Below are 25,667 nucleotides of genomic sequence, written 5' to 3' on the forward strand. Positions count from 1 at the left end.
TGTTATTTCTATTTATGGTAAACTTATCAGTTCACAATATATGTCTTTCGGCAGAAAATAAAGATGCCGCCAATAAAGAAGATTTTCCTCTCAACTGGCGGCAATTTTATCACAAGCCTCTTTCCTTAAACCTTGAAAGTATTGGCCCTTTTTGTTTAATTCTTCGATTTTCCATCAATTTCATATATATTAGCACAATAAACTTATCAAAAATACATATTTACTCTCATCAGCTCAACTGCTGTATCTTTGCCAGGTGTCAAATATTTCTGATCCATTCCCACCGGAAGTCAAACCTTTAACTACACATACAGCATAAGGCCAAATTTGAAAGGTTTCCATTCTGAGCATCGAAAAACTTTCGGATACAATTTCACCGAATATCTACCGGAAGTATTATACACAAAACTTGAGAATTCAATAACAATTTTGATTTCTCATATCTCTCAAACCCTGCAAAATGCCTGTTATCCGATCTGTCAATTCAATCATTTTTTATTTCCATCCTAATCTCAATCACAAAATATCAATATGCTCTCCTGCAAGGGCCTTGTTCATACTTCTTACTGCACAGAACTTTCCACACATGGAGCAAGTGTCTTCATATTCGGGTTTCCTTTCAGTACGTATTCTTTTTGCTGTTTCCGGGTCTATCGCGCACTTCCACTGGGTCTCCCAGTCAAACCTTCTCCTTGCATCTGCCATCCTGTCATCAATCTCCCTTGCCCCTCTTACTCCTTTGGCAATATCTGCTGCATGAGCAGCAATCTTCATGGCAATGATACCCTGCTTTACATCTTCCAAATTAGGCAGTGCCAAGTGCTCTGCAGGTGTCACATAGCATAAGAAAGCCGCACCGGCTGAGGCCGCAATAGCACCTCCGATCGCAGCTGTGATATGGTCATAGCCAGGCGCGATATCCGTCACCAATGGCCCTAATACGTAAAATGGCGCTCCATTGCAGATGGTCTGTTGGATTTTCATATTGGCTTCTATCTGGTCAATCGGCATATGGCCGGGCCCTTCCACCATTACCTGTACGTCCTTTTCCCAAGCTCTTTTGGTAAGCTCGCCGAGTCTTACAAGCTCCTCTATCTGACATACATCCGAGGCATCTGCAAGGCATCCCGGCCTGCAGGCATCTCCCAACGATATTGTCACATCATATTCACGGCATATATCAAGAATTTCGTCGAAGTACTCATAAAAAGGATTCTCTTCACCCGTCATGCACATCCATGCAAATACAAGAGAGCCTCCTCTGGATACAATATTCATTTTTCTTTTATATGTCTTAATCTGTTCTATAGTTTTTCTTATAATACCGCAGTGCAAGGTAACAAAATCCACCCCATCCTCGGCGTGAAGTCTTATAACATCAATGAAATCTTTTGCTGTAAGGGTGTCTAAATCTCTCTGATAGTGGATAACAGAATCATATACCGGCACAGTCCCTATCATAGCCGGACACTCTGATATCAGCTTCCTGCGAAACGGAATGGTATCTCCGTGGGAAGACAAATCCATGATTGCATGGGCACCCAATTTAACAGCTTCGATCACCTTTTTCATTTCCATATCATAATCCTTGCAATCCCTCGAAACTCCCAGATTTACATTTATCTTCGTTTTCAGCATTGAGCCAACTCCCTGCGGGTCAATGCATTTATGATTTTTATTTGCACATATTACAACTTTTCCGGATGCAACTAATGGCAGCAATTCCTCAACTGTCATAAGCTCTTTTTCTGCTACTTTTTTTAGTTCTTCTGTAATAATCCCTTTTCTTGCGGCTTCCATCTGGGTCGCATATTCCCTCATTGTCATTTTTCCTCCTTATATGTATTCCTCACAGGTTTAAATGGTCCGCTCCCTTTTCCCGGATCAAGCGTCATCTTCAAGGCACCCGCTATATGCTCCTTCGCTAAATGATAAGTGAAATAATCTTCAAAAGTATGCTGAAAGATCAATCCTTTTTCGAAGGCTCATTTTCTCCTCCTAAAATTTCGTTGATTTTATCGACTTTTGTCTTCATCATGTTAGTAAAACCCGGGCGAACATCAGCCTTCAAAACAACTTCTGTGCGGATACCCTTCTTGGCCAACACGAAGGTGGCCTCTTTCACCACCTGCATCACCTCATCCCAGGGGCCTTCAATCTCCGTAAACATTGAAGTCGTGCGGTTCGGTAGTCCCGACTCACGGATTACTCTCACCACTTCCGCAACTTCGGAGGCAAGCTCATCCCCAACACCAAAAGGCGCGATTGCCACTGCAACTAAAGTATTCATGTATTAAACCTCCTCAATTTCAAATGGATTGTTAGCAATATCTTCTGCGCTTGCTTTATAAAGTTCGTCCAAAAACTTAACCTGAAAGCTTCCTGGACCGTCCACCTTTTTTTCAGCTCTGGCTCCCGCCAGATTGTACACCGCAGTACCAGTAAGAGCTGCAATAAACGGCGATGCAGCCGTTGCATACACCGCGATGACTCCACCCAATGAACAGCCTGTGCCGGTAATTTTAGGCATAAAGTGCGATCCCCCATAAGAGTAGGCGATGATCTTTCCATCGGTGATTAAATCGGTTTTCCCGGATACAGCAACCGCTCCGCCTGTCCATTTGGCCAGTGAGACAGCGGCAGTTTTTGCCGCGTTTACAGAATCTGTGGAATCAACACCGCGCACCCTGGAAGTAGCCTCCCCACCGTTCAACTCCCACAAGCCAGCCAGGGCAATAATTTCCGAAGCGTTTCCTCGGATTACACCGGGTTTGTAATCTTTAAACTGTTTTAACAACTGAGTCCTAAGCGATCCAATCCCGACGGCGACGGGATCCAGCACCCACGGCTTGCCTGTTTCGTGCAATACTTTTGCCACATGAGGTAAAGTCTGTTCATAAATAGGAAACAGTGTGCCAACGTTTATATAGGTAGCTCCGCCGGCTTTTGCCAAAAATTCACCTTCGTCGGGTAGATAAACCATGGCAGCGGAACCCCCGACGGCCAATTGGGCATTGGCTACAAAATTGATTGTTACAGTATTGGTGATCGACCCTGCCATCGGGTTCGTCCGCCTTACGGTTTCCACTGTCTGAAAAATCTGCTTTTGGATTTCTTCTTTAATCATTGCCTCTTCTTCCTTTCGTTGATTATTAACAGAATATAATTTCATGGTATGGCAATCTCACCATACCTTCGTTCCTTCAAAGAACGGTAATGTGAAAAATGCCTGCCTAAACAGGCAAGCATCGTTCCAATCTGGTTGTGCTTCCCTACGACAGCATTAACTGACAGGTTCAAAGGGTCAGGTTCTACCTTCTCAACTCTTTCGAGTCCCCCCGCAATCTTTCTTATACAATATCACTTATACCATTTCATGTCAAGTCTCATTAGATTTTTGCAATGATGCTGTTTTCTAGAAAAATCAAACCTATATGCAATCTCTGAAAATTTTTCTTTAAAACAATGCTGATGATTTTAGCATAAACTTGCAACACTTAAAGCTCTTATCAGGCATTTTCCAAAAGCTCTTTTACATAATTCGGCAAAGCGAAGCAGCCCTTGTGCAGATCGGTGTTGTAGTACCTGGTCTTTAAGCCAAGGGTATCCCAATTTGCACTTAAATCAGAGATTGGATCAAGAGCTTTAGAAGAAAATCCAAAAAGCCAATGACCCGAAGGATAAGTTGGTATATGGGCCTGGTAAATCAAAGCCTTGGGGAAAATCGATTTTAACAGCCTATGAGCTTTTTGCATAGCCAAGGCATCATTTGGGTAATAAGGACTTTCATGCTGATTTATCATAATACCCGATGCCTTTAACGCTTTGAAGCAATTTCCGTAAAACTCTTTAGTGAACAGATCTTCACCTGGTCCAAAGGGATCTGTTGAGTCCACTATTATTAAATCGTACTCATTATCTTTTTTTCTGACGAATTCAACACCATTATCATAATATATATGTACCCGCGGATCATCAAGCTTGCATGAGGTTTGGGGCAAATATTCCCTGCAAACGTCCACAACGAGTTTATCTATCTCCACCATATCAATTCGTTTTATTGAATCATATCTTGTAAGCTCTCTTACCACCCCGCCATCGCCTGCTCCAATAACAAGAACATCACGAATTTCCGGGTTTACAGCCATAGGTACATGGGTCATCATCTCATGGTATATAAACTCGTCCTTTTCGGTGAGCATGAGATATCCGTCCAGCACCAAAACCCTGCCAAAGTCATAGGAATCAAACACATCTATACGCTGAAATTCACTTTCCACGCTTATTAACACTTTATCAAGCTTAAAGGAAAAACGAGCATTCTCTGTATGATATTCAGTAAACCATAAATCCATGTTATCCCTCCACAACCGAAACATTTTAAAGTTTCATATTCCGAGTGCCTCCTTGGAAAAGGTATAATTTCCCACTACGAGTCGTAAATATTCATACCGCTGAAGATCTCAGTCATCTCTCTCTGAAGCTTGTCTATGATTTCGAGTCTCTTATCAGGAGTCAGCTCGCATACATCCTGATTGAAAAGATAGTTTTGCAGTTCTATCTCCTTAATCAGCATTTTTGTATGGAATGTATTGGTCTGATACACATTCACATCAACAGTGTCATATTTTTTTAAAGTGCTATCATCTATATAATCCTGTATTGATTTTATATTATGGTCTATATAGAATTTTTTTCCGTGTATGTCCCGGGTAAATCCCCTTACACGGTAATCTATAGTAATTATATCCGAGTCAAAACTGTCTATTAGAAAATTTAATGCATTTAAGGGCGAAATCATCCCACAGGTAGATACATCTATGTCCACCCGAAATGTTGAAATAGTATTATCAGGGTGACATTCCGGATAGGTATGAACAGTTATATGGCTTTTGTCCAAATGGGCATGCACGGTTTCGTTATGTATAAGCATGCCGTTTAATTTGCCTTGATTGCAGGTTTCATCTATTTCATCGGGAGACAGCTGTCCTTCTGCTATCAATAAGTTTACAGAAGCCCCCTGAGGATCATAATCCTGTTTGGAGATATTTAATATATGGGCTCCTATTATATCAGCAACCTTGCATAGAATCTTTGTAAGTCTCTCTGAATTATATTGCTCGTCTATGTACTCAATATATTCACTTTTATCCTTTTCGGTTTCAGCATAGCATACATCGTAAATGTTAAAGCTGAGAGATTTTGTAAGGTTATTAAAACCATACAAGGTTAACTTCTTTTTCAACCCCAACACCACTACCTTTCTATTTCATTTTAAAAAAAGAATATCTTTTTAAAAAGCAAAAAGATTATTGCATATTTTATTCGTAAATGCAATAATATCATATTTTTGAATTTCTCTATTTTTAAATATAAGCTAAACTATAAATTTATGCAAACTAAAGTTGGATTATTTGGCTGCTTAAGACGATGGTCTTTGTATTTGGATAAAAGCTTTTTCAACATGCCTATCTATTACCCGGTCATTTTGTCCTTGTTCTACAGTTCATTTTGATACTTCGCAACCAATTGAACTAAAAACTTATAAAAAACCATCTTATTTAAAAACATTTTATTATAACTTACAACATACATTCAACATATTATATTTGAAATTAGAAAGTGTATGAGAGGATTAATAAAATTATGCAATAATTATTGAACATATCCGCATTCTAACTATCCTAACCGATTAATATATTTCACATTATATACATCCAAGTCAATATTGGCTTATCAGTCCAATTTATAATCCCGGCTTATCAGATACATATGGAAGAACAATGAAATAATTTAAGAAATATAGCGCTGATTAATATAATCCCGTGGACTTAAATACAGATCAATGAATTACTGATGGTTATGAAGGAATGCTACAGCATGTAAATGTATATGGAGATGCTACAGATGCCTTTAAAAAACAGACAATTTCCACAATTTAAATCTGAGGATTTTGTAATAGTATACGGCTCAAATCGTGATCAAACTGGAAAAGCAACATTATGCCAAAGCAGTTTCTATGAGGCAAAGCCTTAGAATGGGGTTGCCGGATCTTTGTATTCTGTTGAGTTTCTTAATTCTGCTAAGGACATTCGAATCACATACCAGCAAAATTATTTACATATCGATGATATCCCTCCTCCATCTCCTTTTATGGTCATTATTATCACTAAAACTCATACTGACGGATTAGAATACATAATTACTGTGTTTAAACCGGATGTTGAAGTAAGCTCAAGTTTACCATACAAGCAAATAGGTAATTGCCTATTATTTCTAAATCGTTTGTCAGGACCACCGGACTTGTTAACGTATTCCCATGTTTGTCCAACTACCTGTGAATCTCGCGGAACACCTTCGCTTTCAACAAAACGAGTTGTATGTGACGAGCTTGTAATATCCGTATAATTAAGTGCACCTATCTTGCTACCTTGTATTATAATCAATTTGTCAGGCAAAAAAAGCAACGTTTCTTTTCCTGCTTTGAAAGATGCAACTTTTAAATTTGCTTTGAATGGAAACGGAGCTTTTGTGTTAGTCTTACAAGCTGTTCTATTTACTGTATTGCTCGCTCCCGAAGCATATTTTCTATCAATTACTTTGCTTGTTTGCATTATTCTCCAAACCTTTGCACATTCTGCAATTTTTATCATAGGTTTCATCCGTTCTTCAACAATAGATTGCTGATCTGGATCGATATTATACTCCAAGTAAATTACTCCTTTTGTGCGAACAAAGATTTTCAGAATCAAAAATGCAGCAGCAGGCAAAAGTAAAACTGGAAAGCCAAATCCAAAAATGAAGGTCACCAAAAAGCCAATATTTGCGAGTTTATTCAATTTGAGGGCTTTGCTTGCCCTTGCCAGCATATCTTCTAATCCTTCAGACACCATTGCAGACGCAACATTGTTTTCTATGTTTTGAGTATCATAATGGTTATCATCAATCGCAGACATTTGATGGGGTGAAGCATGATTGACTCCTCTATTTGATCTTGCACCATTGTTTTTTCCGGTTTCGTGCACATAAGAAATTCCGGTGCCGGGAATAGATGCTGTTCTCCGTGTAGTTCCTTTAGCAGTCTTAGTTATTCGATAACCTTTAATACCCCAACTATAGCCTATTCCTGATTTACTTAGGTTAATCCTGAAGCCGCCACCTAAATTTATACTTTTCCTATACCTAAATCCCACTTCGTTTCCTCCTCAGTTACTTAATGTGAATAACATTTGATAAACTGCTATTAACATTGAAATCCATATTATGCGCAAATTGTGCAAATGTATCCGACGGATCTGTATATCAAACTTAACCTTTTTGATAGGTTTTCGTATCAAAGTTCATTGACATTGCTTTTATATTGATATCTATATACTTATTTTATCAAAACACCTAACAAATATTATTATTTAAAACTTTTTATGTACTATTAATTATTGTTTTTCTCCGAGTATCTTCCTGCTTCGAAAAACTGCCGCTGACCAGCGATTTGCCGCCAACTTCCTCCAGATTCCACCTCGCGATGGGCATCCCAGGTTGCATGAGCGAGCAGCAAACGAAATTTGCGACCAGCCCTTGTCTTAAGCTGTACACTTCCCACTACCAGGGCGTATTCGGGTCTTTCGCCCATTTGATTGCGCCCATGCCGGACGCACTAAAACACGTGCCGTCACCAATTAACTTCTTTTTGGTGACGGCACGTCCGCGTTACAGTTGTTATAGACTATTTATATTATATAAGAAATCAATATTCATTTATATCAACCCTGACTGCTGCAGCAATCTCCTGATAATTACCGCAGCCTCCGCTCTTGTGATATTCTCCTTTGGTGCAAGTGTTGTTTTGTTCCTTCCGAATATTATTCCGGTTTTCACGCAGGCGGCGATACCGGTTTTTGCATAGCCAGCGGCACTGTTTGCGTCAGTAAAACCTGCCAGTATTGTTCTGGTTTCATCTTCGCTAAGTTTGACCTCCAGCTTGGTTATATTCATTGCCCTTGCAACTATTGTCATAGCCTGTTCACGGGTAATCTTGTCCATAGCTTCGAACTGTCCATTTCCGTATCCGGCTATGAGATTGTATTCATAAGCAATTGTTACCGCATCATAATACCAGGCATCCTTTGATACATCGCTGAATACATCCTTGCCGGTTCCGGGCCGCATAAGCCCAAGAGCCCTGACAACGATGGCAGCAAATTCACCTCTGGTAATGTCCCTGTCCGGTTCAAATCTGTCTTCCCCTGCGCCGTTTACCACCAGTCTTGAAGCCATATCATCGACTGCTTCCCTTGCCCAATGCTTTTCAATATCCTTAAAGGTTTTTGGGCTGTAGATCAACAGGTAGGTGCTGTTGGTCAGGCTGTTGATTTTTGCATAGTATTTGCCGTCAATTATGGTAATGACCGTAGGTACATGGGAGAAGGACCCGTCGGGATTCACAATAACACCCGTTGTAATTTTGGATGAATCGATGCCTTCAGGTATGGCAATCATCCTTTCTACATATGCGTTGAATTTGGAAACCTCCACGGTTTTACTTCCACTTGAGCAGGTGATTTCAAACTCAACGGGCTCGACCGCAATCAGATAATTGTTTGCGTTGGCGGTGTCTTCCATTATCCTGACACTATCCGCAGCAGGTTCAGATATCTTTATGCTTACAGTAATATCTTTCAATTCCACATCTTCGCCTATCTGCTGGGATACAGCATCAATGTTTATTTGAGATGCAGGAATTGTATACATTACATTATCGGTTTTGATTTCAAGAACAGCTTCCAAATTTTCCATGTTCTTTACAGTCTGACCGTTTAATTGGCCAACCGCAACATCCGCACCATTGCTAAAAGGAATTGTCACAACTGTATTGCTGCCTTCCTGTGCAAGCCTTTGTCCCACTTTTTCATCATCCATAATAACAGTTGTGACAGTCTTATCCCCTTTCTGGGTGGTTGTTGCCGTAGCGGCGGTTTCTTTCTTTTCGTTTATAAATATGTCAACACCATCCTGGGAAGGGGAGGACGACGGTGTTGATGGTGTTGAGGGGCTATTGCTTCTGTCGGCGTCTCTGTCATCATCCGAGGAACGTCCGTCGCTGCCGGAGCCACCGCCGCTGGAGGATGTCCAATTGGCGGTTACAGTTATATTCTTCGCCGGCATGATAAATTTTGCAGTAGCTGTATACTTACTGCCATCTGTAAATACCAGGCTGTCTGTACTGCTCCATTCTTTAAACACATAACCGCTGTTGGGGATTGCAGTAAGCGTGATCTCCGTACCTTCCTCAGCAGATGTCGGACTGGCGCTTGCTGTACCATATCCGCCATTGTGTACAGTTACTGTAAATATTTGCTTCGAAATCACAAAGGATACCTTCGCTGTTATTTCGCTGTAATTTTCCGTTTCCGGAACGGTTGCCTTCGCATAGTATGTGCCTGCACTTGTCGGTACACTTTCAGTATATGTACCATCTTCGCTGTCTGAATATGTGAATTGTACAGTTCCGAATTTCGCAGCGGCAACCGGTGTTTTTGCAGCTTCACCAAATACCCAGCCTTCAATGGAAAGCGGTGTTGTCCATTCATTTGTTGCTTTTGCAATTGACCATGTCTTTGTTAAATTTGCTCCGCCTTCCAGTGTGTAGTTATTATTATCAACTGCTGTAACAGCTGCGTTATATGTACCCGCATCTGTTCCTGTTTCTCCTGAAAGTGTTACATTTACAGTATCGCCCATTACCTTATTGGATACATCTGCTGAAATCGTTGCGGGGCTTCCTGTGTAAACCAATCCTTCTGTCCCGCTCCATGTGATAACTACAGGCAGCTTTCTAATTTCAAGCCCATCAACGATTTCCTTGCTATATGCTGTATAATTTTCATCCTCTGCCCTTGTTATTCTTACCTTATACTTGCCTGCATTGATCGGTGCGGTAGTTGTATATGCACCATCTGCATAATATTCTACTGTAAAGCCTGTAAGTGATGTTCCGGTAACCTCAAAAGCTTTTCCTGTTCCGTCATAGGTATGGCTTTTGGCTGCTTCTGTTATCGTTACTGCGGACTTTTCTATCCACCTGGCATATACTGTGATATCTCCCGTCACAGGTGTTGCTGCCGTAAACTCATCTCCCCAGTCATCACCTGTTCCATTCTTTGTAAACCAACCGGCAAATTTATAACCAGATGCTGTTGGTTCCGTTGGCAATATGATTGTAGTATTTTTAACAGCATATTTTGCAGTTGGAGCGGTTCCATGTCCATTGGTATCAAAAGTTACCATACACCATTCAGTCTCTCCAAACACCGGATATCCATCCGAATCAGACTTCCACTGGTATAATGCCGGATCGCTTTTCTCGTTTACCCATGCATTTAACTTATCAATCAAGGCATTTTCTGCTCCAACCAACTTTTTCATATCACCTTCAGTCATAGATACCAAGTTTTCGTTCTGAGCAGATGGACTAACATAACCAACTTCATTATCTGAACTTCCAGATAACCAATAGCAATTTTTTGTTACGCCTGAGTTAGAACCAACTAAGCTTCCCGTTTTCGTTAAGCCTGATACTGTTCCTATATTATAACAATTTTCTATAACTCCGGTATTATTCCCAACCAAACCACCAATGTTGCTACCGCCAAATATTATCCCTTTATTATAGCAGTTTTGAATCGTGCCTTGATTTACACCTGCCAGGCCTCCTGCAGAACTACCATCAACTATAACATCGCCTTCAAAATAACAATTCTGCATGACACTACTGCCATACATACAGGCAACGATGCCACCGCCTATGCTCCAATAAGTTACTACTATATGTGAATCGATTACACCAAGATTTTTTATTGTTGCATTATTTATATGTGAAAACAGACCTCTCTCAGAATCATCAACTCGCCTATTATCACCCCTATTGATTTTTACACCGCTTATGGTATGGCCTTTTCCATCAAATGTTCCTTCAAAAGGCGTATATGCATCACTATAATAATCCCCTATCGGAATCCAACTGTTAGTTTCTGTAATACTTGAAAAGAATTCTTCATCAGGACAATCGTAACCTACTACTAAACCGCATTCCAAATCTATATCATTGGCAAGTTCAACGACCTTTCCTGTATACCTTTCTCTTTTATCATTTACATCATTAGCAAACCATGCAAGTCCTTTAGCTGTTTTAATAATAGTCGTATCTCCTATTACTTCATAATCTGTCCCTGCTACTGCAGCTATAGCAACTTCTTTCCAGGTCGTAAAGGGTGCATCGGTACTCGTAATTCCCACCGGACTACTCAAGAGAGCACCCGTCGTCATAGATGCCGTTTGAACCTCCACCGTCACTGTGATCTTTGGTAGTTCGCTTCTAACCGTATAGCCCTCAATCACCGGTGTAAATACATATTTGCCCACGGTATTCATGTCGTATTCCGGCTGGGAAGTCCATGTGACAGGAATGTCAACAAGGGTTCCTCCTTCAGAGCCGTATACGCTGCCTGTCACGGTGTCAGGATTTGTACGTACCGTAACTGTCAAGACTTCGGGCAGTTTTAAATCCTCAATGGGTGTGCCGGTCTCAACCTTTTTTTCTGTTTCGTCAAGGGATGAGAATGCAATAATCTCCATTTCTTCCGCCATTGCCGGAATGGACAGCATGGTTAAAAGCATGCTCAGCACAAGAAGTATGCTCAGTAGTTTTTTCATAGTAACCCCTTCTTTCATTGGTGATAATAATTAATAACTTTCTCTTGCACCAATTTATCAAAAACTTCCCTTTAAAAATCATTTTCTGTATGAAATATGCTTTTTTCTGCATGAAACATGCTTTTTTAAATTAAATTTAGACTTATATTGCGCCCATACCGGATAAACCAAAAAAAACGAATGATGATTTATATTCACCACTCGTTTTTAAATTATAACCGCTGTTTGTTGGGGGGTGCGGACGTTTTCTTGAGCAGCTTAAGAGGCTAATGTTAATGTCAATCAAAAATTAGGCCACTTGCTGGCCCAGTTTTAGGCCACCAAAGTATAAAAAATCAAGTTGTTTCTGTTTACATGGCAAGTGCCTGTTTGAAGCTGTAGCTGTCCCCGTTGATGTTCAGAATATGTGCTTTATGGTCTATTAAACATACATAACATAAAACTCCAGTTCTTAATATATCCAAATATCGGTAGGCGGGAACATATCGACTCTTAATAATTACACTATTTATTTAGTTAATAATTTCGCCTTTGTTTTTGGCTAATTTTTCACGCCATTCTCCCTGCTCATCAGTTGTCAATTTCGCCCACTCTGTTACTTCACCAATAATTTTTAAAGGTTCTTTCGAGCGATATGAACGTGTTAAGTTACCAGGAAACTTTTTATCAGTAACATTAGGGTCGTTTTCAAATTCACCAGTTGGTTCTACTATATAAATACGTTCTCTTCCTTCTCCTTTTGCTAATGATGCTGCAAGCCCTGCAACATTTATATTAGCAGTGAAATAAATGTGGTTCATTTTAAGGTCAGATTTGTAATTTGATGTTCCACCTGCTGTCAGTAAATCACCAACTTTTAAATCTGCCTTTGTCCCATGGTAAAATGGCCCTATATCAGAAGGTGCACCCTTGGCTGAATTTGACAATTCATAATTTCTTTTTGCATTCTCAGAATCACCCAACTCCTCATAACATTTGGCAATGTTTAAATATAAGGTTGGGTATGCACTTTTAACATTTTCATCATTTATCTTTATGGCACACTGTAGAGACGTCTCCATCCATTTTAGCTTGTCTATAGTACTCTTTTGTTGCCGAGCTAAATGATAAGCTGCAATAAATCTTTCATAGTCGTCAGTTGCTTCGTGCCATGCTTTGTGAAACATCGTGATTGCATCCTCACTGTTTCCACTGTCCTCCAATCCCATCCCAATCATGCAGAGTTTAATAACAGCGTTATTTGGATCAAATTTTATATTCATTTAATTAATCTTACCTCTCTTTTATTTTTCTTACAAACATGTTGAATAGTTCTTTATTTCTTTCCTTGATGTGATCTAATAAAGCCTTTTAATTGACTGTTTGATTCAACAAATATTCCGGCAAGATAGTTCCCACTTAATCCTGGAAATCCTTTAATATAGTTTTCTTCATAAATATATATTTTACTTCATATTCTGAATTTTTAATAACTGAACTTATACCACACATCCATCCTGCCTTCTCAACTCCTATAAAAAAACCCATTATCTAACTTGTAAACTCAACCCTACCTGATTTGGGGCTAAAATTTTATCCAAAAATATCCCTCGAAATATTCCCCTGTACGCATTTTGGCCCTTTAGGTTGGGTAGACAACTTGGATATAATTCCTGAAACCCGCTTAAATAAGCACTTACAACTTTGTGATCAAGACAACACACTCCACATGTTCAGTTCACTGAGACACATCAAACCTAAAACAATTCATAACCCTTTCAATTACTCCTCCGAACGACCTCGGAGAAATTTCAAAAACTAAAAGCACGTTCAAATATTGATTTCCTGCTTATTGCTCAATAATCTAAAGTTGTCAACAGAACCAAAATCCTCAATTTCAGTCCTTTTCCCCAGACACAAAAATACCTATATTAAAGTGGGAAGCAAAAATGTTTCCAGGATATCTATTCAAAGCATACCTGTAAACGGGATAGAGCTGTGGTTCAAGATTCCTCACCCAAAACGCCACGCAAAAGTGATAGCTGAGTTCTTGGAAAGTCATTATTAATTCAATATACTAAAACTGCCTAGATCAGCCTGGATATTTACATTTTTTTCAGAACACTTCTCGTGCTTTTTCATAATCTTTCCTACAACATGATATCAAAAATGAAAATAGCTGCATAGGCACCGGCTATTTGACGGTTACCATGCCACAGTTTATCACTTCCTTTGAAATGAAAAACCGCCGCAGAGGTGACGGTTTTAAAAATGCTATTTTTTCTCAATTGGTAACCAAATTTCAATAAACCTTTGACTATCATTTGGCTTTTTATACCAGTGCGTAACTGCTATTTCAGGCGAGTTGGCCAGTTGATAACCCGATGATGGAAGCCACTCTGAAACAATTTTCTTTCTTAAATCGCAATGCAAAAGAGTAGGATATTTTGCTTTTTCCGTTTCACAAACAACATAAGTGGCAGCGGGAATTTCGATTTTATAAAATCCTTGCGGTGGCTCTTTGTCGCTGGTCACCGCAATATAATGATCATAACCGTCGTCGCTGAAATTCACATTAATGTCATACCATATATTTTCGTCGGTATCCCTTAATGCCGCAATTATATCCTGCTCTTTTCTCGTATTTACCCAAAAATCCTTTTCTTGCTCAAATCGCTCTCCTGCATCACCTTTAAAACGCGCTTTATATCCTACTAAGGATAGTATCGGTTTTTGCTCAATTCTGTAATTCATAATACACCCGCCTTCCAATATAATTTTAATTGACAGTCGACTAAAAGATTTCAGTTGTACTTTTGATCTGCGTACTGATGAGGGTGCAACTCCATGGAAACGCGCAAATGCCTTGGCAAAGCTGTCAGGCGAATCATATCCATATTTTATTGCAACATCTACGACTTTTTTACCGGCAAGCAATTCATTCCCCGCTAATGTTAAGCGGCGCTTTCGAATATATTCGCCCAAAGTAAATCCACACATGATGCTAAAAGCACGCTGAAAATGATAACTTGATATAAACGTTTGTGCAGCAATCTGTTCATAGTCAAGCTTATCTGTGATGTGCTCCTCAATATAGTCAATTGCTTTTTGCATTCCCGCCACCCAGTCCATCTTCCAGCCTCCCATCTGCAGAAAGTTTATCATAGAAAGCGGTTGAAATCCCGACCATTTGTGCTAAGTTTTGTCTGAAATGATTATAACAATCTTACCAGGGGTCGTAAACATCAATGTTTCAAGCCAATCACGGTTCAAGAAACAAAATTTTCGGGCTATGCAGCAATGCTGCGGCCATCTCACAGCGCATACGCTGCCGTTTGTTGTATAGCGTTTTATTTATTTCTGATAAACGGTTATGCACATCTATATCCTAACCCTCAGGAAAATCATGCTATACAGGAAGTTTCGCAATCATTCATCCTGTTTTTGCAGCAATAACAGAAAGCAAAAAATGCTATTGATTTCAAAATGTTTTGTCTACAAATACAACTAAAACCAGTTCTTTTATTTATTTGTATTGACATCAAGACAAGGTAGAATACATCAGGAAAAATGATGTTCTCATATAAGTTTTTTTGTCAAAAAATAAACAATTTTATGAGCTAAAGTAGTGATTAAAAGCGACATTTCTGATATAATTGATACGTTTCCATGGTTATTTTTATCAAGTAAACTATATATCAGAAGAAGGAGTTTATCAATGAAAGCCATCACAAAAAACAAACGGATTAAAGTCATTGTTAACGGCCGGGAAATGGAAGTATATGATAACCTGACCATCCTCCAGGCTTTGCTTCAAGAGGATATACATATTCCCCATCTTTGCTATGATATCCGTCTTGAGCGTTCAAACGGAAACTGTGGATTGTGCGTGGTAGAGGTAGGCGAAGGCGACCAGAAAAGGGATGTCAAGGCATGCCAGACGCCTATCCAGGAAGGTATGGTCATAACCACCAACAGTCCCAAGCTAAAAAGCTATCGTAAGGTCCGCCTTGAGCAAATCTTGTCGGATCACAATGCGGACTGCGTTGCACCCTGTGTAATGACCTGTCCGGCAAATATCGACATCCAGGCTTATTTGCGTCATGCTGCCAACGGGAATTTCAGTGCGGCTCTGCAGGTTATAAAGGACCGCAATCCTTTTCCTGTTACCTGTGGCCGTGTATGCCCGCATCCATGTGAAGCTCAATGCCGCCGCAATCTGGTCGATTCCCCCGTTGCCATCAATCACGTCAAGCGATTCATCGCTGACTGGGATATGGCTCAGGAAGAGCCCTGGATGCCTAAAAAGAAAGCTTCCACCGGAAAGCGCATTGCCATTGTGGGTGCCGGTCCTTCAGGTCTTACGTGCGCTTATTATAGTGCCATCAACGGCCATGATGTTACAGTATTTGAACGCCAGCCCCATGCCGGTGGTATGATGCGTTATGGTATTCCCGAATATCGTCTGCCAAAGGCAACTCTTGACAAGGAAATTTGACATCATAAAGAACCTCGGTGTCAAGATTATGACCAAAAAGGCCTTGGGTACTCATATCCGTCTTGAAGACCTCCAGAAGGATTTTGATGCTGTCTATCTGGCAATTGGCTCATGGCGTGCTACACCCATGCATATTGAAGGAGAAAACCTCCCGGGCGTATGGCTGGGTATTCAGTTCCTTGAACAGGTAACCAAGCAGGCCGATGTTCAGATGGGTGACACTGTTATTGTTATAGGCGGAGGTAATACAGCCATTGACTGCGCCCGCACTGCTTTAAGAAAAGGCGCTAAGTCGGTTAAGCTCATCTACCGCAGAACCCGCGATGAAATGCCTGCTGAGCCCTATGAAGTTGAAGAAGCTCTTCATGAAGGCGTTGAAATGCTCTTCTTGATGGCTCCTACAAGTATTGTTCTAGAAAATGGCAAGAAGAAGCTGCAATGCATCAAAATGCAGCTGGGCGAGCCAGACCGCTCCGGCCGTCGTCGTCCTGTTCCCATAGAGGGCAGCAATTTTGAAATAGAGGCTGATACCATTATTGGCGCTATCGGTCAAAGCACCAATACCCAATTCCTCTACAATGATCTGCCTGTTAAACTGAATAAGTGGGGCGATATTGAAATTGACGGTAAGACCTCCCAGACATCGGAACCAAATATTTTCGCAGGTGGAGACTGTGTCACAGGTCCTGCCACAGTTATCCAGGCTGTTGCCGCAGGCCGCCGTGCTGCCGAAGCTATAGACAGCTTCCTCATGAAGGGATACGTTCAGGAGAGCCATGTGGACTACAGCTGCAGCAGAGGCTCTATGGAAGACCTTCCAAAATGGGATTTCGAGCACTTCCCCAAGCTCGAGCGTGCCAAGATGCCTTCCATTGGCATTAAAGAAAGAGAAGGTAACTTTAAGGAGGTTGAATTAGGGCTTTCTGAAGAAGCTGCTCGCGATGAAGCGCGCCGCTGCTTAAGATGCGGATGTAACCAGCGCTATGACTGTGATTTGAGAAAAGAGGCTTCTGCCCATGATGTTAAGTTTGAAAAACCGATTCATGACAGGCCATATATTCCAATTGTGGACGATCATCCTTTTATCGTTAGAGACCACAATAAGTGTATCTCCTGCGGCCGCTGTATTGCAGCCTGTGCAGAGGTTGAAGGACCCGATGTTCTTGCATTCTACATGAAGCATGGCCGTCAGCTGGTAGGAACAAGAAGTGGTCTTCCACTTAAGGAAACTGATTGTGTCAGCTGCGGACAATGTGTGAATGCTTGTCCCTGTGGAGCATTGGAAGCAAAAAGTGAAAAAGGCAAAGTCTTCAGAGCCATCAATGATCCTTCTAAGACTGTGGTTGCCTTTGTCGCTCCTGCCGTACGAAGCGTTGTTTCTTCCCACTACGGTATTCCTTTTGACAAGGCTTCCGGATTCATGGCAGGACTTCTCAAAAAGCTAGGCTTTGATAAGGTGTTCGACTTCTCCTTTGCTGCTGACTTAACCATTGTGGAGGAGACCACCGAATTTTTAAACCGTGTAGCTAATAAGGGTGTTATGCCCCAGTTTACCTCCTGCTGCCCAGGATGGGTCAATTTCGTTGAGCGGCGTTATCCGGAACTCATTCCCCACCTCTCTACCTGTAAATCACCGCAGCAGATGATGGGCGCCACCGTGAAGAACCATTACTCTAAACTGGCAGGCCTCAATAAAGAAGATCTGTATGTGGTTTCAATCGTTCCTTGTATCGCCAAGAAATATGAGGCTGCTCGTCCTGAATTTGCACCTGATGGAATCCGTGACGTGGATGCAGTGCTGACCTCCACCGAGATGATGCGTATGGCTGAGCTTAAGCGCATTGACACCTCGTCCATTGAACCTCAGGAATTTGATGAGCCTTACAGGCAAGTCACCGGGGCCGGAGTTCTTTTCGGAGCATCAGGCGGTGTTGCTGAAGCAGCTCTGCGTATGGCAGTTGAGAAATTGACAGGCAAGGTAATGACAGAGCACCTGGATTTCGAAGAAGTCAGAGGCTTTGAAGGCTTGAAGGAATCCACTGTTGAAGCCAATGGTACAACCGTTCGCGTAGCAGTCATCAGCGGCCTGCACAATGTGGAACCCATCGCGGAAAAGATTATTCAAGGTATAGATGTGGGTTATGACTTGATTGAAGTTATGGCCTGCCCTGGAGGCTGTATTTGCGGTGCCGGTCATCCTGTTCCGGAGAAGGTAGGAACCCTCGAACAGCGTCAGCAGGTTTTGATTAACATTGACAAGACCTCCACCTACCGCAAATCACAGGAAAACCCTGATATTCTGAACCTGTACAAGGATTTTTATGGGGAAGCTAATTCACCCTTGGCTCATAAACTGCTACATACCCATTATCATGCTGTCAATGGTGATATCCGCTGTGGCACTGTTCGCAAGAAGGCCAATTCTGCCTTTGTGACCCGGCAGATTACTATCTGCACCTGCGATGCATGTTCAGCCAAAGGAGCCAAAGAGCTTTATGCTTCCACCCTTGAGCAAGTGAAAAAGCTCAAAATGGATACTTTTGTTGAGGTTAATACCATCCGCCTTAAGGAAACCCATAACGGTCAGGACCTCTATATCACTCTGGATGGACAGCGTATTGACACCTCAATACTTGAAAATCTTGCACAAAGCCTGAGATAGTTCTATATTGCTTGGAAGTACCGCTTTAAATATTAAAGCCTGTTGGACTTATTCCAGCAGGCTTTTCTTCTTCCAGGCAGTCACCTTAAAGCATCAAAGCACAGTCTCGCGCTGCTCCTGGCTCAAGTCCTCCCTGTGTAAAAATACATGTAGTAGGATAAAATAGAAATATCTGATATGAAATGAAGCGTAACCAAATGGTTTCTCATCTTTCCCCTTGTTCATCATACACACGTCTTTCCCCTTGTTCATCATACACACGCTCGATTAGCTGCTTTTTCACAAAGGTGTGAAGAGCCACCAAGCCTTTATGTCGAAATGCCTATTAGGCAGGGTGGCATCTTACAACCCCCTGCATGCATTTATGTACTCATTTACCTGCTGGCGGTTTACTGTAATATTCATACGCTCGCCATAGCGTTCAAGTTCAGTATAAATCGCATCTGTAAGCGCAAAAAGATTGCTCCAAAGTGCATCTTGTGTAAAACTTGTAACAAGAGTTTTTTTGAGGACGGCCAGCTCAGCTTCGGGGAGTTTATCCACATCTCTGCCCCGTTTGGTTTCAAGGGAATACCGAAAGCCAAGCAGCTCAATGAACAGATTGCGCGCAATCTCAAGTTCGGCAACAGCCCGCCAGTACTGCCTTCGCTTTATTGCAACAGCAGAATGCATCAGATTATGCCAGACTACATCTGAACACTCTGCAAGTTTTTTGTCTAATTCATTGGTTTTAGGAGTCTTTTCATTTTTCTCCCAAGAAGTACGCATGGCTTCATCTACTGTTCCGGATTTATCAAAGAGCACCTTCCAATTCTTTCGGGTGGCAGCTGCATTGGTGTAGGCCCCATAACCGATGTCAATCTCGAGATAATTATCGGCTAGATATACTTGGAGCCTTCTTTGAGGCATTTGCTTAAAGTATATGAAGTTCAGGCGTTTATTAAGCTGCGAGGAAACATATTCCATAACAGTTTCCAGATTTTCATCACTGTCAATTGCTACTACCATATCCAAATCGGATAACTCGTCGATGTAGCCATATGAACCCGAACCAACGGCGATAAGCGCTACAATATGCTCGTTCTGTTCGGTGAAGGATATTATATAATCCATAACATTTTTTCGGTCGGTTATACTAAATAATGGCATTAATTCTCCCTCCCTCATATTTCATAGATACTTCCTTTTTTAAAAGACATTGTCATCGTGCAAGATCCAACGAGCTGGCGTTCTTATGCATTAAATCTTTTGCCATCCGGAAAACGTTATTAATTCGTCTGCTCCCTTTGCCCGATTTCCTTTATATTACATTTTTTATCTGGCATCGTCAACCAATTTTGGGTGGAGTTAAAATTATTCCGTTTTGTCGTATAGTTAAATAACAATGCTTAACACGGGACAGTTCTACTGTTAAAACTGTTAAGAATGTAACCATGTTAATAATAAAAGGCCTGTGCATTTGTCACAGACCTTTTAATGTTGGTGGAAGCAAACCATATACATTTAAAACCACAATTTCAAAAAAGTCTTATTCAGAATCAATATTTAATTGTTAAAAGAAGAGAATCAGTAGTATTACTATTTCTCCTCTTCATATAATGCTCGGGTTCTTAAATTAATGACTCCAAGCTATAAGTCCATCTTGATACCGTTATTTTTAAGCCATTCTTTTCTGACGCTGTAATCAGGCAACACAGCAGCAACAATGTCCCAAAACTTCTGTGAATGTCCATGTTCCAGCAAGTGGGCCATTTCGTGAACCACAATATAATCCAAAACAGGCGATGGAGCCATTATGCTTTTCCAATTGAATAGCAGCTCTCCCTTGCTCGTGCAGCTTGCCCAACGTTTTTTCTGATCTTTGACCCTTACTTGAGCCGGCTTAACATTAACTTTACTCTGATAATAATTGACTCTTTCTATGATTTTCTCCAGGGCTTTTTGCTTATACCATTGCTCAAGAGCATTATGTATTTCAGCTTCATTCCCGGTAGCCACCACAACCTGAAATTTTCCATTGATTAAGCCAACTCGTGATCGTTCAATTCCTGGCTCGACAGTAACCTGGAGGGAGTAGTTTCTTCCCAGGTACATGAATGACTCTCCATTAACCATTTCTCTCTTAATTGGAATATAAGCCATATCCCGCATTGCAAAAAGCCGCTGGACAATCCAGCTGGCTCTACTTCTTACCTTGTCCAAGATAGCCCTTTCGGATGCACCTTCAGGAGCCACAACATGCACTAAATCAGGGGGCTCAACACTAATCTCCATCGTCTTGCGTCTGGGGGAATATGCAACATCAAATATAATTGTCTTTGTACCGTACTGAAAGGACATTTGCATATATATCTACCTCAATCCAAAACAGCATAGTGCTTCTTTGCCAGCATCAACAGTGGCTGCACTAACTGTTTTCGTACATTCATCTTTATTTGCTTAAAGTATCGGGTGTTCAGCAGCATATAAATGGCCCGTTCAATATCCCCCGTTTTTGTCAGATTTGTCGTCCAATCCACAACATAATTCTGCCGTATGATCTCGGCCACATCTTTAGCGATCCTCTTTGAGAGCTCAATAATATCCTCGCTAATGTATACGGCGGAATCTTCTTTTATACTATTTGCCGCAGCTACGGATTCTTCCGGCTCACTTAAATATTTTTTTATGGTTTCAAAGAAAGCATATTCTTCAACAGACAGTCCCAAAGCATTCGCTTCATGTTGCTCACCCGTTTTTATATGCCCATTTATGAAATCTTCGAGTTTCTTTTTTCGTTCCACCCAGTTGTTCTTGGTCTCCTCCAGAAGCTGTTGCAGCTTTTCCAGCAGGCTAGTGTAATAGACCGGGTTGTCATCCATTTTGACATGGATGACATGCTTAATAGCATGTTCCATAGCTGAAGCAACAGCTTCATCTGACTTAAGCGTTTTCATCCTGGATGAAAAATCCGAATCAAACAGCGTCACTGGAGCAATCCACTGTTGGACTCCCAAAGACTCCAAATGATCCGAAATCAGTTTCCTGACCTTTTCTCCGCAGTCGGCAATATCAAGTTCTTTATCAGGCTCAAAGCGTGCTTTTGCTGCTGCCCGGATATAGCCCAGCCACCGCAGGTCATTGACATACTCTGTCGGTACATGGGCAGGCAGAATCTGTTCCATCGTTGACGCAAAACGCTTATAGGCCAATTCAAACTCGGCGCGCTTGTCTTCGGGCTCAATTTTTCGGACGAGATCATCCAGATTATTTTTCTCTACGCCAACAAACATTGCCATTACAGCTTCACGGTATGACAACATTTGCTTATATATAGAATCTAATGACTCCATAGGCTGACCCAGTTCTTCACGGTCAAAAATAGCCAGAGCCTCCTCCAGAAAATCTGTTACGCCATAATAATCAACAACATAGCCACATTTCTTCTTTTCACCACAAGTTCGGTTCACTCGGGCAATAGCTTGGAGCAAGCCATGCTCTTTAAGAGGCCTATCTAAATACATGACCTGCTCGACAGGGGCATCAAAGCCTGTCAGCAGCATATCCTTGACAATCAGGAAGGCCAGCTTGTCTTTATCAAGAGGTTTGATGAACCTCTTAATGATGGCATCCTGCTCTTCCTTGGTTGCAAAATGTTGCTTTAAGTGCGGCGGATCATTCAGATTGCCTGAGAAAATAATCTTTACATCGAGGTCCTCCCCTATTATAGCCTTCACGTGCTTTTTTAATGCATTGTAATACTTCACACAAGCTTCACGGGACACGCAGACCACCTGGGCCTTGAAGCCGTTAGGGTAAATTTGCTCTTTGTAATGCTGCAGCAAATCCTTGGCAATGTCCTCTATTCTGCTGTCAGCTTCAACAATGGTCCTTTTATTGGCATACTTTTGCTTAATAGCTTCCTTTTCTTCATCCGACTTGTCCTCAAAGGTTTGGTCAAACAATTCCTCCAACGTGTCTGCCTTAATATGTAAATCAGGACGGCGGCCTTCATAAACAATCCTCACAGTTGCTCCATCATCAACAGCCTGCTGGATTGAATATTTATCGATATAACTCCCAAAGGTGCGGGGAGTCGATTTATCTTCTCTGTCAATCGGGGTTCCGGTAAAACCGATAAAAGCAGCATTCGGCAGGGCATCCCTCATGTTTTTCGCCATCCCCGTATACTGGCTTCGATGAGCTTCATCGGCCAATACAATGACATTGGACTTGGTAGTCAGCACAGGGAATTCCTTCTCAAACACCAGAGCCTTACCTTGATTTTTATCATTTAGGATTATGGTATCTTCCTTTTCGGACTGGAATTTATGAATGGTCGTCATAATAATCTGAGGCTGTGCCTTGGACAGCAGATCCTTCAACTCGCTGACCGATTCAGCACGGACAGGGGTTGTGATGCTGGAAAGGGTCCGAACAAAGGTATTGTAAATCTGCTTATCCAAATCAATACGGTCGGTGACAACAACAATAGTAGCATCCATCAGTTCTGAAATCCGGCGGATTTTGCGTGCAAGGAAAACCATAGTCAGTGATTTGCCAGAGCCTTGCGTGTGCCAAACCACACCACCACGACTGATGGAATCTTTTCCATGAATCAACCGATCCAAAGCCTTGTTAACCGCCCGATACTGCTGATAACGGCAGAGCTTTTTTACCTTGGTGCCAGATTCACTGTCAGCTTCAAAAAGTATAAAGTTCCGCATCACATCTAAAAGATTATTCTTTTCCAGCAGCCCTTGCAGAAACAGATTCTGTCCGTTATTTTCAACGTCCTCAATGGATTCCTTTTTAAAAGGGTATGGGTCTTTCCATTCCAAATAATGCCCATACTTCGAGCTGATGGTTCCAGCATAAGCATGGTATTTATTCAGAATCCCAGTAAAAAAGTTGGTATAAAACAGCCTTGGTACACCTTCGACTTTTTCGGAACCACGGGCATCCATATACCGTCGAAGCTGCTCATATGCCTCATACTTGCCCATGTTTTCATTTTTACTCTTCTCCAGAAAAGGTGACTTGCACTCCAAGACGACCACAGGAATCCCATTGACGAACAGCACAATATCCGGAATGGCCTTTTCATTGGGACCCTGTATTTTAAACTGTCTCGTCACCAGAAACTCATTGTTGCTCGGATTCTCCCAGTCAATAAACTTAACGGTGTGATACTTCTTCTGACCACTCCCATCCAAGTCCTGCTCCAAAGCAAATGTCAGGTTGACAAGTACATCATAGATCTTCTCATTTATCTCCAGAAGATTAGTCCCCAGATTTTCAGGGCGAGTCAGTAGACGAACCGCTTTATTAACGTTGCTTTCATCCATCCAGGGATTCAGGCGTTTCAGGGAACGCTCCAGACGCTTTACCAGAATTACTTCCGTCATGGAATCCCTCTCACCCTGTTCAGGGGTTAGCTGATCTCCAGGGATGAATTCATAGCCCAGTTTTTCTTTTATATAATGTATGGCTGGCAACTCTACCAGTGTTTCTTCGTTACCGAGGTATGACATTTTTTCACCTCTATTTATTTTACTCGTATTGCTCCAGTGAGCAATTTCTGCATCAATTCTTTCTTTGTTTCAGATAGTTTCTGCTTTATTGCACATGTTTGATTTATCCTTTCATCAACAGCCGATAAGATTTTCGCAATCTTTATTTGCTCTTCAATAGTAGGAATGGGGATTTTAATCTTCATTACTTCATTTTTTGAGATATTATACCTTGTTGATCCTTGGCCTAATACACTCATAATTTTTCTAACTCTCGCTCCGCGAAATAAGTATTGTGCAAATTCAGGAATCAACACATTAAAATTAAATAGTCTATAACCAAAGCAAAAACTGTTAAGGTATAATTCTTCAACTCTATCAAGCATCACTGAACTCATGCCAACTTCTTCTGGTGTTTCAGACGAAGCTGTAAAAAGAATATCTCCATATTCTACTTTATTTTGCTTTTCTCCTTCTTTAATACTTACATACTCAAATCCGTTTATATCTATTTTTGAATTTTCAAAAACATTCCTATATGTTATGAATGGCTTACCTTTACCAAAATCTTCTTTGGCTTTACCAGACAATCCATTATATGTGCTACCTATTGTGCCTAAAGTTATTACTTCCCAATCTTTAGGAATCCGCCCTATCTCCGTATCCTTAAACTCTGTATGCCCAATTCCCTTTGTCAGAAGCCTCTGCATCAATCCTTTTTTGAGTTCTTTTGTTTTTTCGATCAATGTGTCGGTTTGTTCGATTTGTTTGTCTGCTGTTAAAAGGATGTCGGCAATTTTTTGTTGCTCCACAAATGGGGGAACTAGTACCTGCAATGCTTTTAAGTCTTCAAGTCTTATACCTTTTACAGTTGATCCTTTCCCCATAGATTCAATGGTTTTAGATTGGTTAAGATACCAAAATAATAAATATTTAGCATCTATATTTTCTTTAGGGAAAATCGCCTTTAAATCTTGATTTATTGCCATTGGAACAGTATTAATAAATCCTCTTCCTAAACCCATTCTGGTAGCGATTATGACATTCCCAGAATTTATTAAGTTTGTAGCACTATTCTTAATTGCATCTTCTGTAATATGTTCGATTGTATCTGATTTAAAAATTTTAGAGTCTAAATCTTTTACTGTAGCCCACGGAATATCACCTTCATAGTACTGTGCGTTTTCTCTTGATGGGGTTCCTCCACCAACAATTTTCTCCACACAACTTTCCAAACATTTTAATTCCCATTCCTGCGGTATCTCTCCAATCTCGGTCATTTTATATCCTTCTCTACCCATTATCTTTCATCCATTCTATGCCAGTA

16 protein-coding genes are annotated in these 25,667 nt (G+C 41.1%); 2 read left to right on the top strand and 14 right to left on the bottom strand.

Annotation, left to right across the window (positions count from 1 at the left end; genetic code table 11):
* Nucleotides 1–516 precede the first annotated feature (516 nt).
* The 10 genes from thiC to CDO33_RS17355 form a co-directional block, all read right to left on the bottom strand.
* Nucleotides 517–1,821: a phosphomethylpyrimidine synthase ThiC gene (gene thiC, locus CDO33_RS17310; RefSeq protein WP_103082397.1), complete on the bottom strand. Its 1,305-nt coding sequence runs from the start codon at nucleotides 1,819–1,821 to the stop codon at nucleotides 517–519.
* A 145-nt stretch (nucleotides 1,822–1,966) separates the two neighbouring features.
* On the bottom strand, nucleotides 1,967–2,290 hold the full coding sequence (locus tag CDO33_RS17315; RefSeq protein WP_103082396.1) for a thiamine-binding protein: 324 nt from the start codon (nucleotides 2,288–2,290) through the stop codon (nucleotides 1,967–1,969).
* Between the two features lie 3 nt (nucleotides 2,291–2,293).
* The gene (gene thiM, locus CDO33_RS17320; RefSeq protein ID WP_242973938.1) at nucleotides 2,294–3,172 is read right to left on the bottom strand and encodes a hydroxyethylthiazole kinase; all 879 of its coding nucleotides are present in this window, start codon (nucleotides 3,170–3,172) and stop codon (nucleotides 2,294–2,296) included.
* A 337-nt stretch (nucleotides 3,173–3,509) separates the two neighbouring features.
* Nucleotides 3,510–4,355, bottom strand: coding sequence for a polyamine aminopropyltransferase (speE, locus tag CDO33_RS17325; RefSeq protein ID WP_103082394.1), 846 nt, complete (start codon nucleotides 4,353–4,355; stop codon nucleotides 3,510–3,512).
* Between the two features lie 74 nt (nucleotides 4,356–4,429).
* Nucleotides 4,430–5,257, bottom strand: coding sequence for an adenosylmethionine decarboxylase (gene speD, locus CDO33_RS17330; RefSeq protein WP_192875018.1), 828 nt, complete (start codon nucleotides 5,255–5,257; stop codon nucleotides 4,430–4,432).
* A 919-nt stretch (nucleotides 5,258–6,176) separates the two neighbouring features.
* Complete coding sequence (locus tag CDO33_RS17335) at nucleotides 6,177–7,193, bottom strand: DUF4236 domain-containing protein (protein WP_103082392.1); 1,017 nt, start codon at nucleotides 7,191–7,193, stop codon at nucleotides 6,177–6,179.
* A 236-nt stretch (nucleotides 7,194–7,429) separates the two neighbouring features.
* A complete protein-coding gene (locus CDO33_RS17340; protein ID WP_103082391.1) occupies nucleotides 7,430–7,630 on the bottom strand; it encodes a hypothetical protein in 201 nt (66 codons plus the stop codon).
* A 125-nt stretch (nucleotides 7,631–7,755) separates the two neighbouring features.
* Nucleotides 7,756–11,709, bottom strand: coding sequence for an S-layer homology domain-containing protein (locus CDO33_RS17345; protein ID WP_161496564.1), 3,954 nt, complete (start codon nucleotides 11,707–11,709; stop codon nucleotides 7,756–7,758).
* Between the two features lie 512 nt (nucleotides 11,710–12,221).
* A complete protein-coding gene (gene arr / locus CDO33_RS21540; RefSeq protein ID WP_274540098.1) occupies nucleotides 12,222–12,635 on the bottom strand; it encodes an NAD(+)--rifampin ADP-ribosyltransferase in 414 nt (137 codons plus the stop codon).
* A 1,327-nt stretch (nucleotides 12,636–13,962) separates the two neighbouring features.
* A complete protein-coding gene (locus CDO33_RS17355; RefSeq protein WP_161496563.1) occupies nucleotides 13,963–14,820 on the bottom strand; it encodes an AraC family transcriptional regulator in 858 nt (285 codons plus the stop codon).
* Between the two features lie 586 nt (nucleotides 14,821–15,406).
* Here CDO33_RS17355 and CDO33_RS21745 point away from each other — a divergent pair.
* Nucleotides 15,407–16,186: an FAD-dependent oxidoreductase gene (locus CDO33_RS21745; RefSeq protein WP_242973937.1), complete on the top strand. Its 780-nt coding sequence runs from the start codon at nucleotides 15,407–15,409 to the stop codon at nucleotides 16,184–16,186.
* Entirely contained in the window at nucleotides 16,170–18,848 is a 2,679-nt protein-coding gene (locus CDO33_RS17360) for a [FeFe] hydrogenase, group A (protein WP_242973936.1), read from the top strand. The genes CDO33_RS21745 and CDO33_RS17360 overlap by 17 nt, the downstream gene beginning before the upstream one ends.
* A 342-nt stretch (nucleotides 18,849–19,190) precedes the next feature.
* Here the strand turns inward: CDO33_RS17360 and CDO33_RS17365 are convergent, their stop codons facing one another.
* The 4 genes from CDO33_RS17365 to CDO33_RS17380 form a co-directional block, all read right to left on the bottom strand.
* Entirely contained in the window at nucleotides 19,191–19,997 is an 807-nt protein-coding gene (locus CDO33_RS17365; RefSeq protein ID WP_103082387.1) for a hypothetical protein, read from the bottom strand.
* Between the two features lie 480 nt (nucleotides 19,998–20,477).
* Nucleotides 20,478–21,194, bottom strand: a complete 717-nt coding sequence (locus CDO33_RS17370) for a M48 family metallopeptidase (RefSeq protein WP_103082386.1) — start codon at nucleotides 21,192–21,194, stop codon at nucleotides 20,478–20,480.
* Between the two features lie 11 nt (nucleotides 21,195–21,205).
* Nucleotides 21,206–24,361, bottom strand: a complete 3,156-nt coding sequence (locus CDO33_RS17375) for a type I restriction endonuclease subunit R (RefSeq protein WP_103082385.1) — start codon at nucleotides 24,359–24,361, stop codon at nucleotides 21,206–21,208.
* Nucleotides 24,362–24,375: 14 nt separating this feature from the next.
* Nucleotides 24,376–25,641: a restriction endonuclease subunit S gene (locus tag CDO33_RS17380; RefSeq protein ID WP_103082384.1), complete on the bottom strand. Its 1,266-nt coding sequence runs from the start codon at nucleotides 25,639–25,641 to the stop codon at nucleotides 24,376–24,378.
* Between the last annotated feature and the right edge of the window lie 26 nt (nucleotides 25,642–25,667).

This window comes from Clostridium thermosuccinogenes (assembly GCF_002896855.1).
In the GTDB taxonomy this organism is placed as follows: domain Bacteria; phylum Bacillota; class Clostridia; order Acetivibrionales; family DSM-5807; genus Pseudoclostridium; species Pseudoclostridium thermosuccinogenes.

Coding starts and splice junctions, on each gene's coding strand:
- CDO33_RS17345 (WP_161496564.1), bottom strand. CDS start 11,709: ATGAAAAAACTACTGAGCATACTTCTTGTGCTGAGCATGCTTTTAACC.
- CDO33_RS17375 (WP_103082385.1), bottom strand. CDS start 24,361: ATGTCATACCTCGGTAACGAAGAAACACTGGTAGAGTTGCCAGCCATA.
- CDO33_RS17380 (WP_103082384.1), bottom strand. CDS start 25,641: ATGGGTAGAGAAGGATATAAAATGACCGAGATTGGAGAGATACCGCAG.
- CDO33_RS17370 (WP_103082386.1), bottom strand. CDS start 21,194: ATGCAAATGTCCTTTCAGTACGGTACAAAGACAATTATATTTGATGTT.
- thiM (WP_242973938.1), bottom strand. CDS start 3,172: ATGAAATTATATTCTGTTAATAATCAACGAAAGGAAGAAGAGGCAATG.
- CDO33_RS17315 (WP_103082396.1), bottom strand. CDS start 2,290: ATGAATACTTTAGTTGCAGTGGCAATCGCGCCTTTTGGTGTTGGGGAT.
- thiC (WP_103082397.1), bottom strand. CDS start 1,821: ATGAGGGAATATGCGACCCAGATGGAAGCCGCAAGAAAAGGGATTATT.
- speE (WP_103082394.1), bottom strand. CDS start 4,355: ATGGATTTATGGTTTACTGAATATCATACAGAGAATGCTCGTTTTTCC.
- CDO33_RS17355 (WP_161496563.1), bottom strand. CDS start 14,820: ATGGACTGGGTGGCGGGAATGCAAAAAGCAATTGACTATATTGAGGAG.
- CDO33_RS17365 (WP_103082387.1), bottom strand. CDS start 19,997: ATGCCATTATTTAGTATAACCGACCGAAAAAATGTTATGGATTATATA.
- CDO33_RS17340 (WP_103082391.1), bottom strand. CDS start 7,630: ATGGGCGAAAGACCCGAATACGCCCTGGTAGTGGGAAGTGTACAGCTT.
- CDO33_RS21745 (WP_242973937.1), top strand. CDS start 15,407: ATGAAAGCCATCACAAAAAACAAACGGATTAAAGTCATTGTTAACGGC.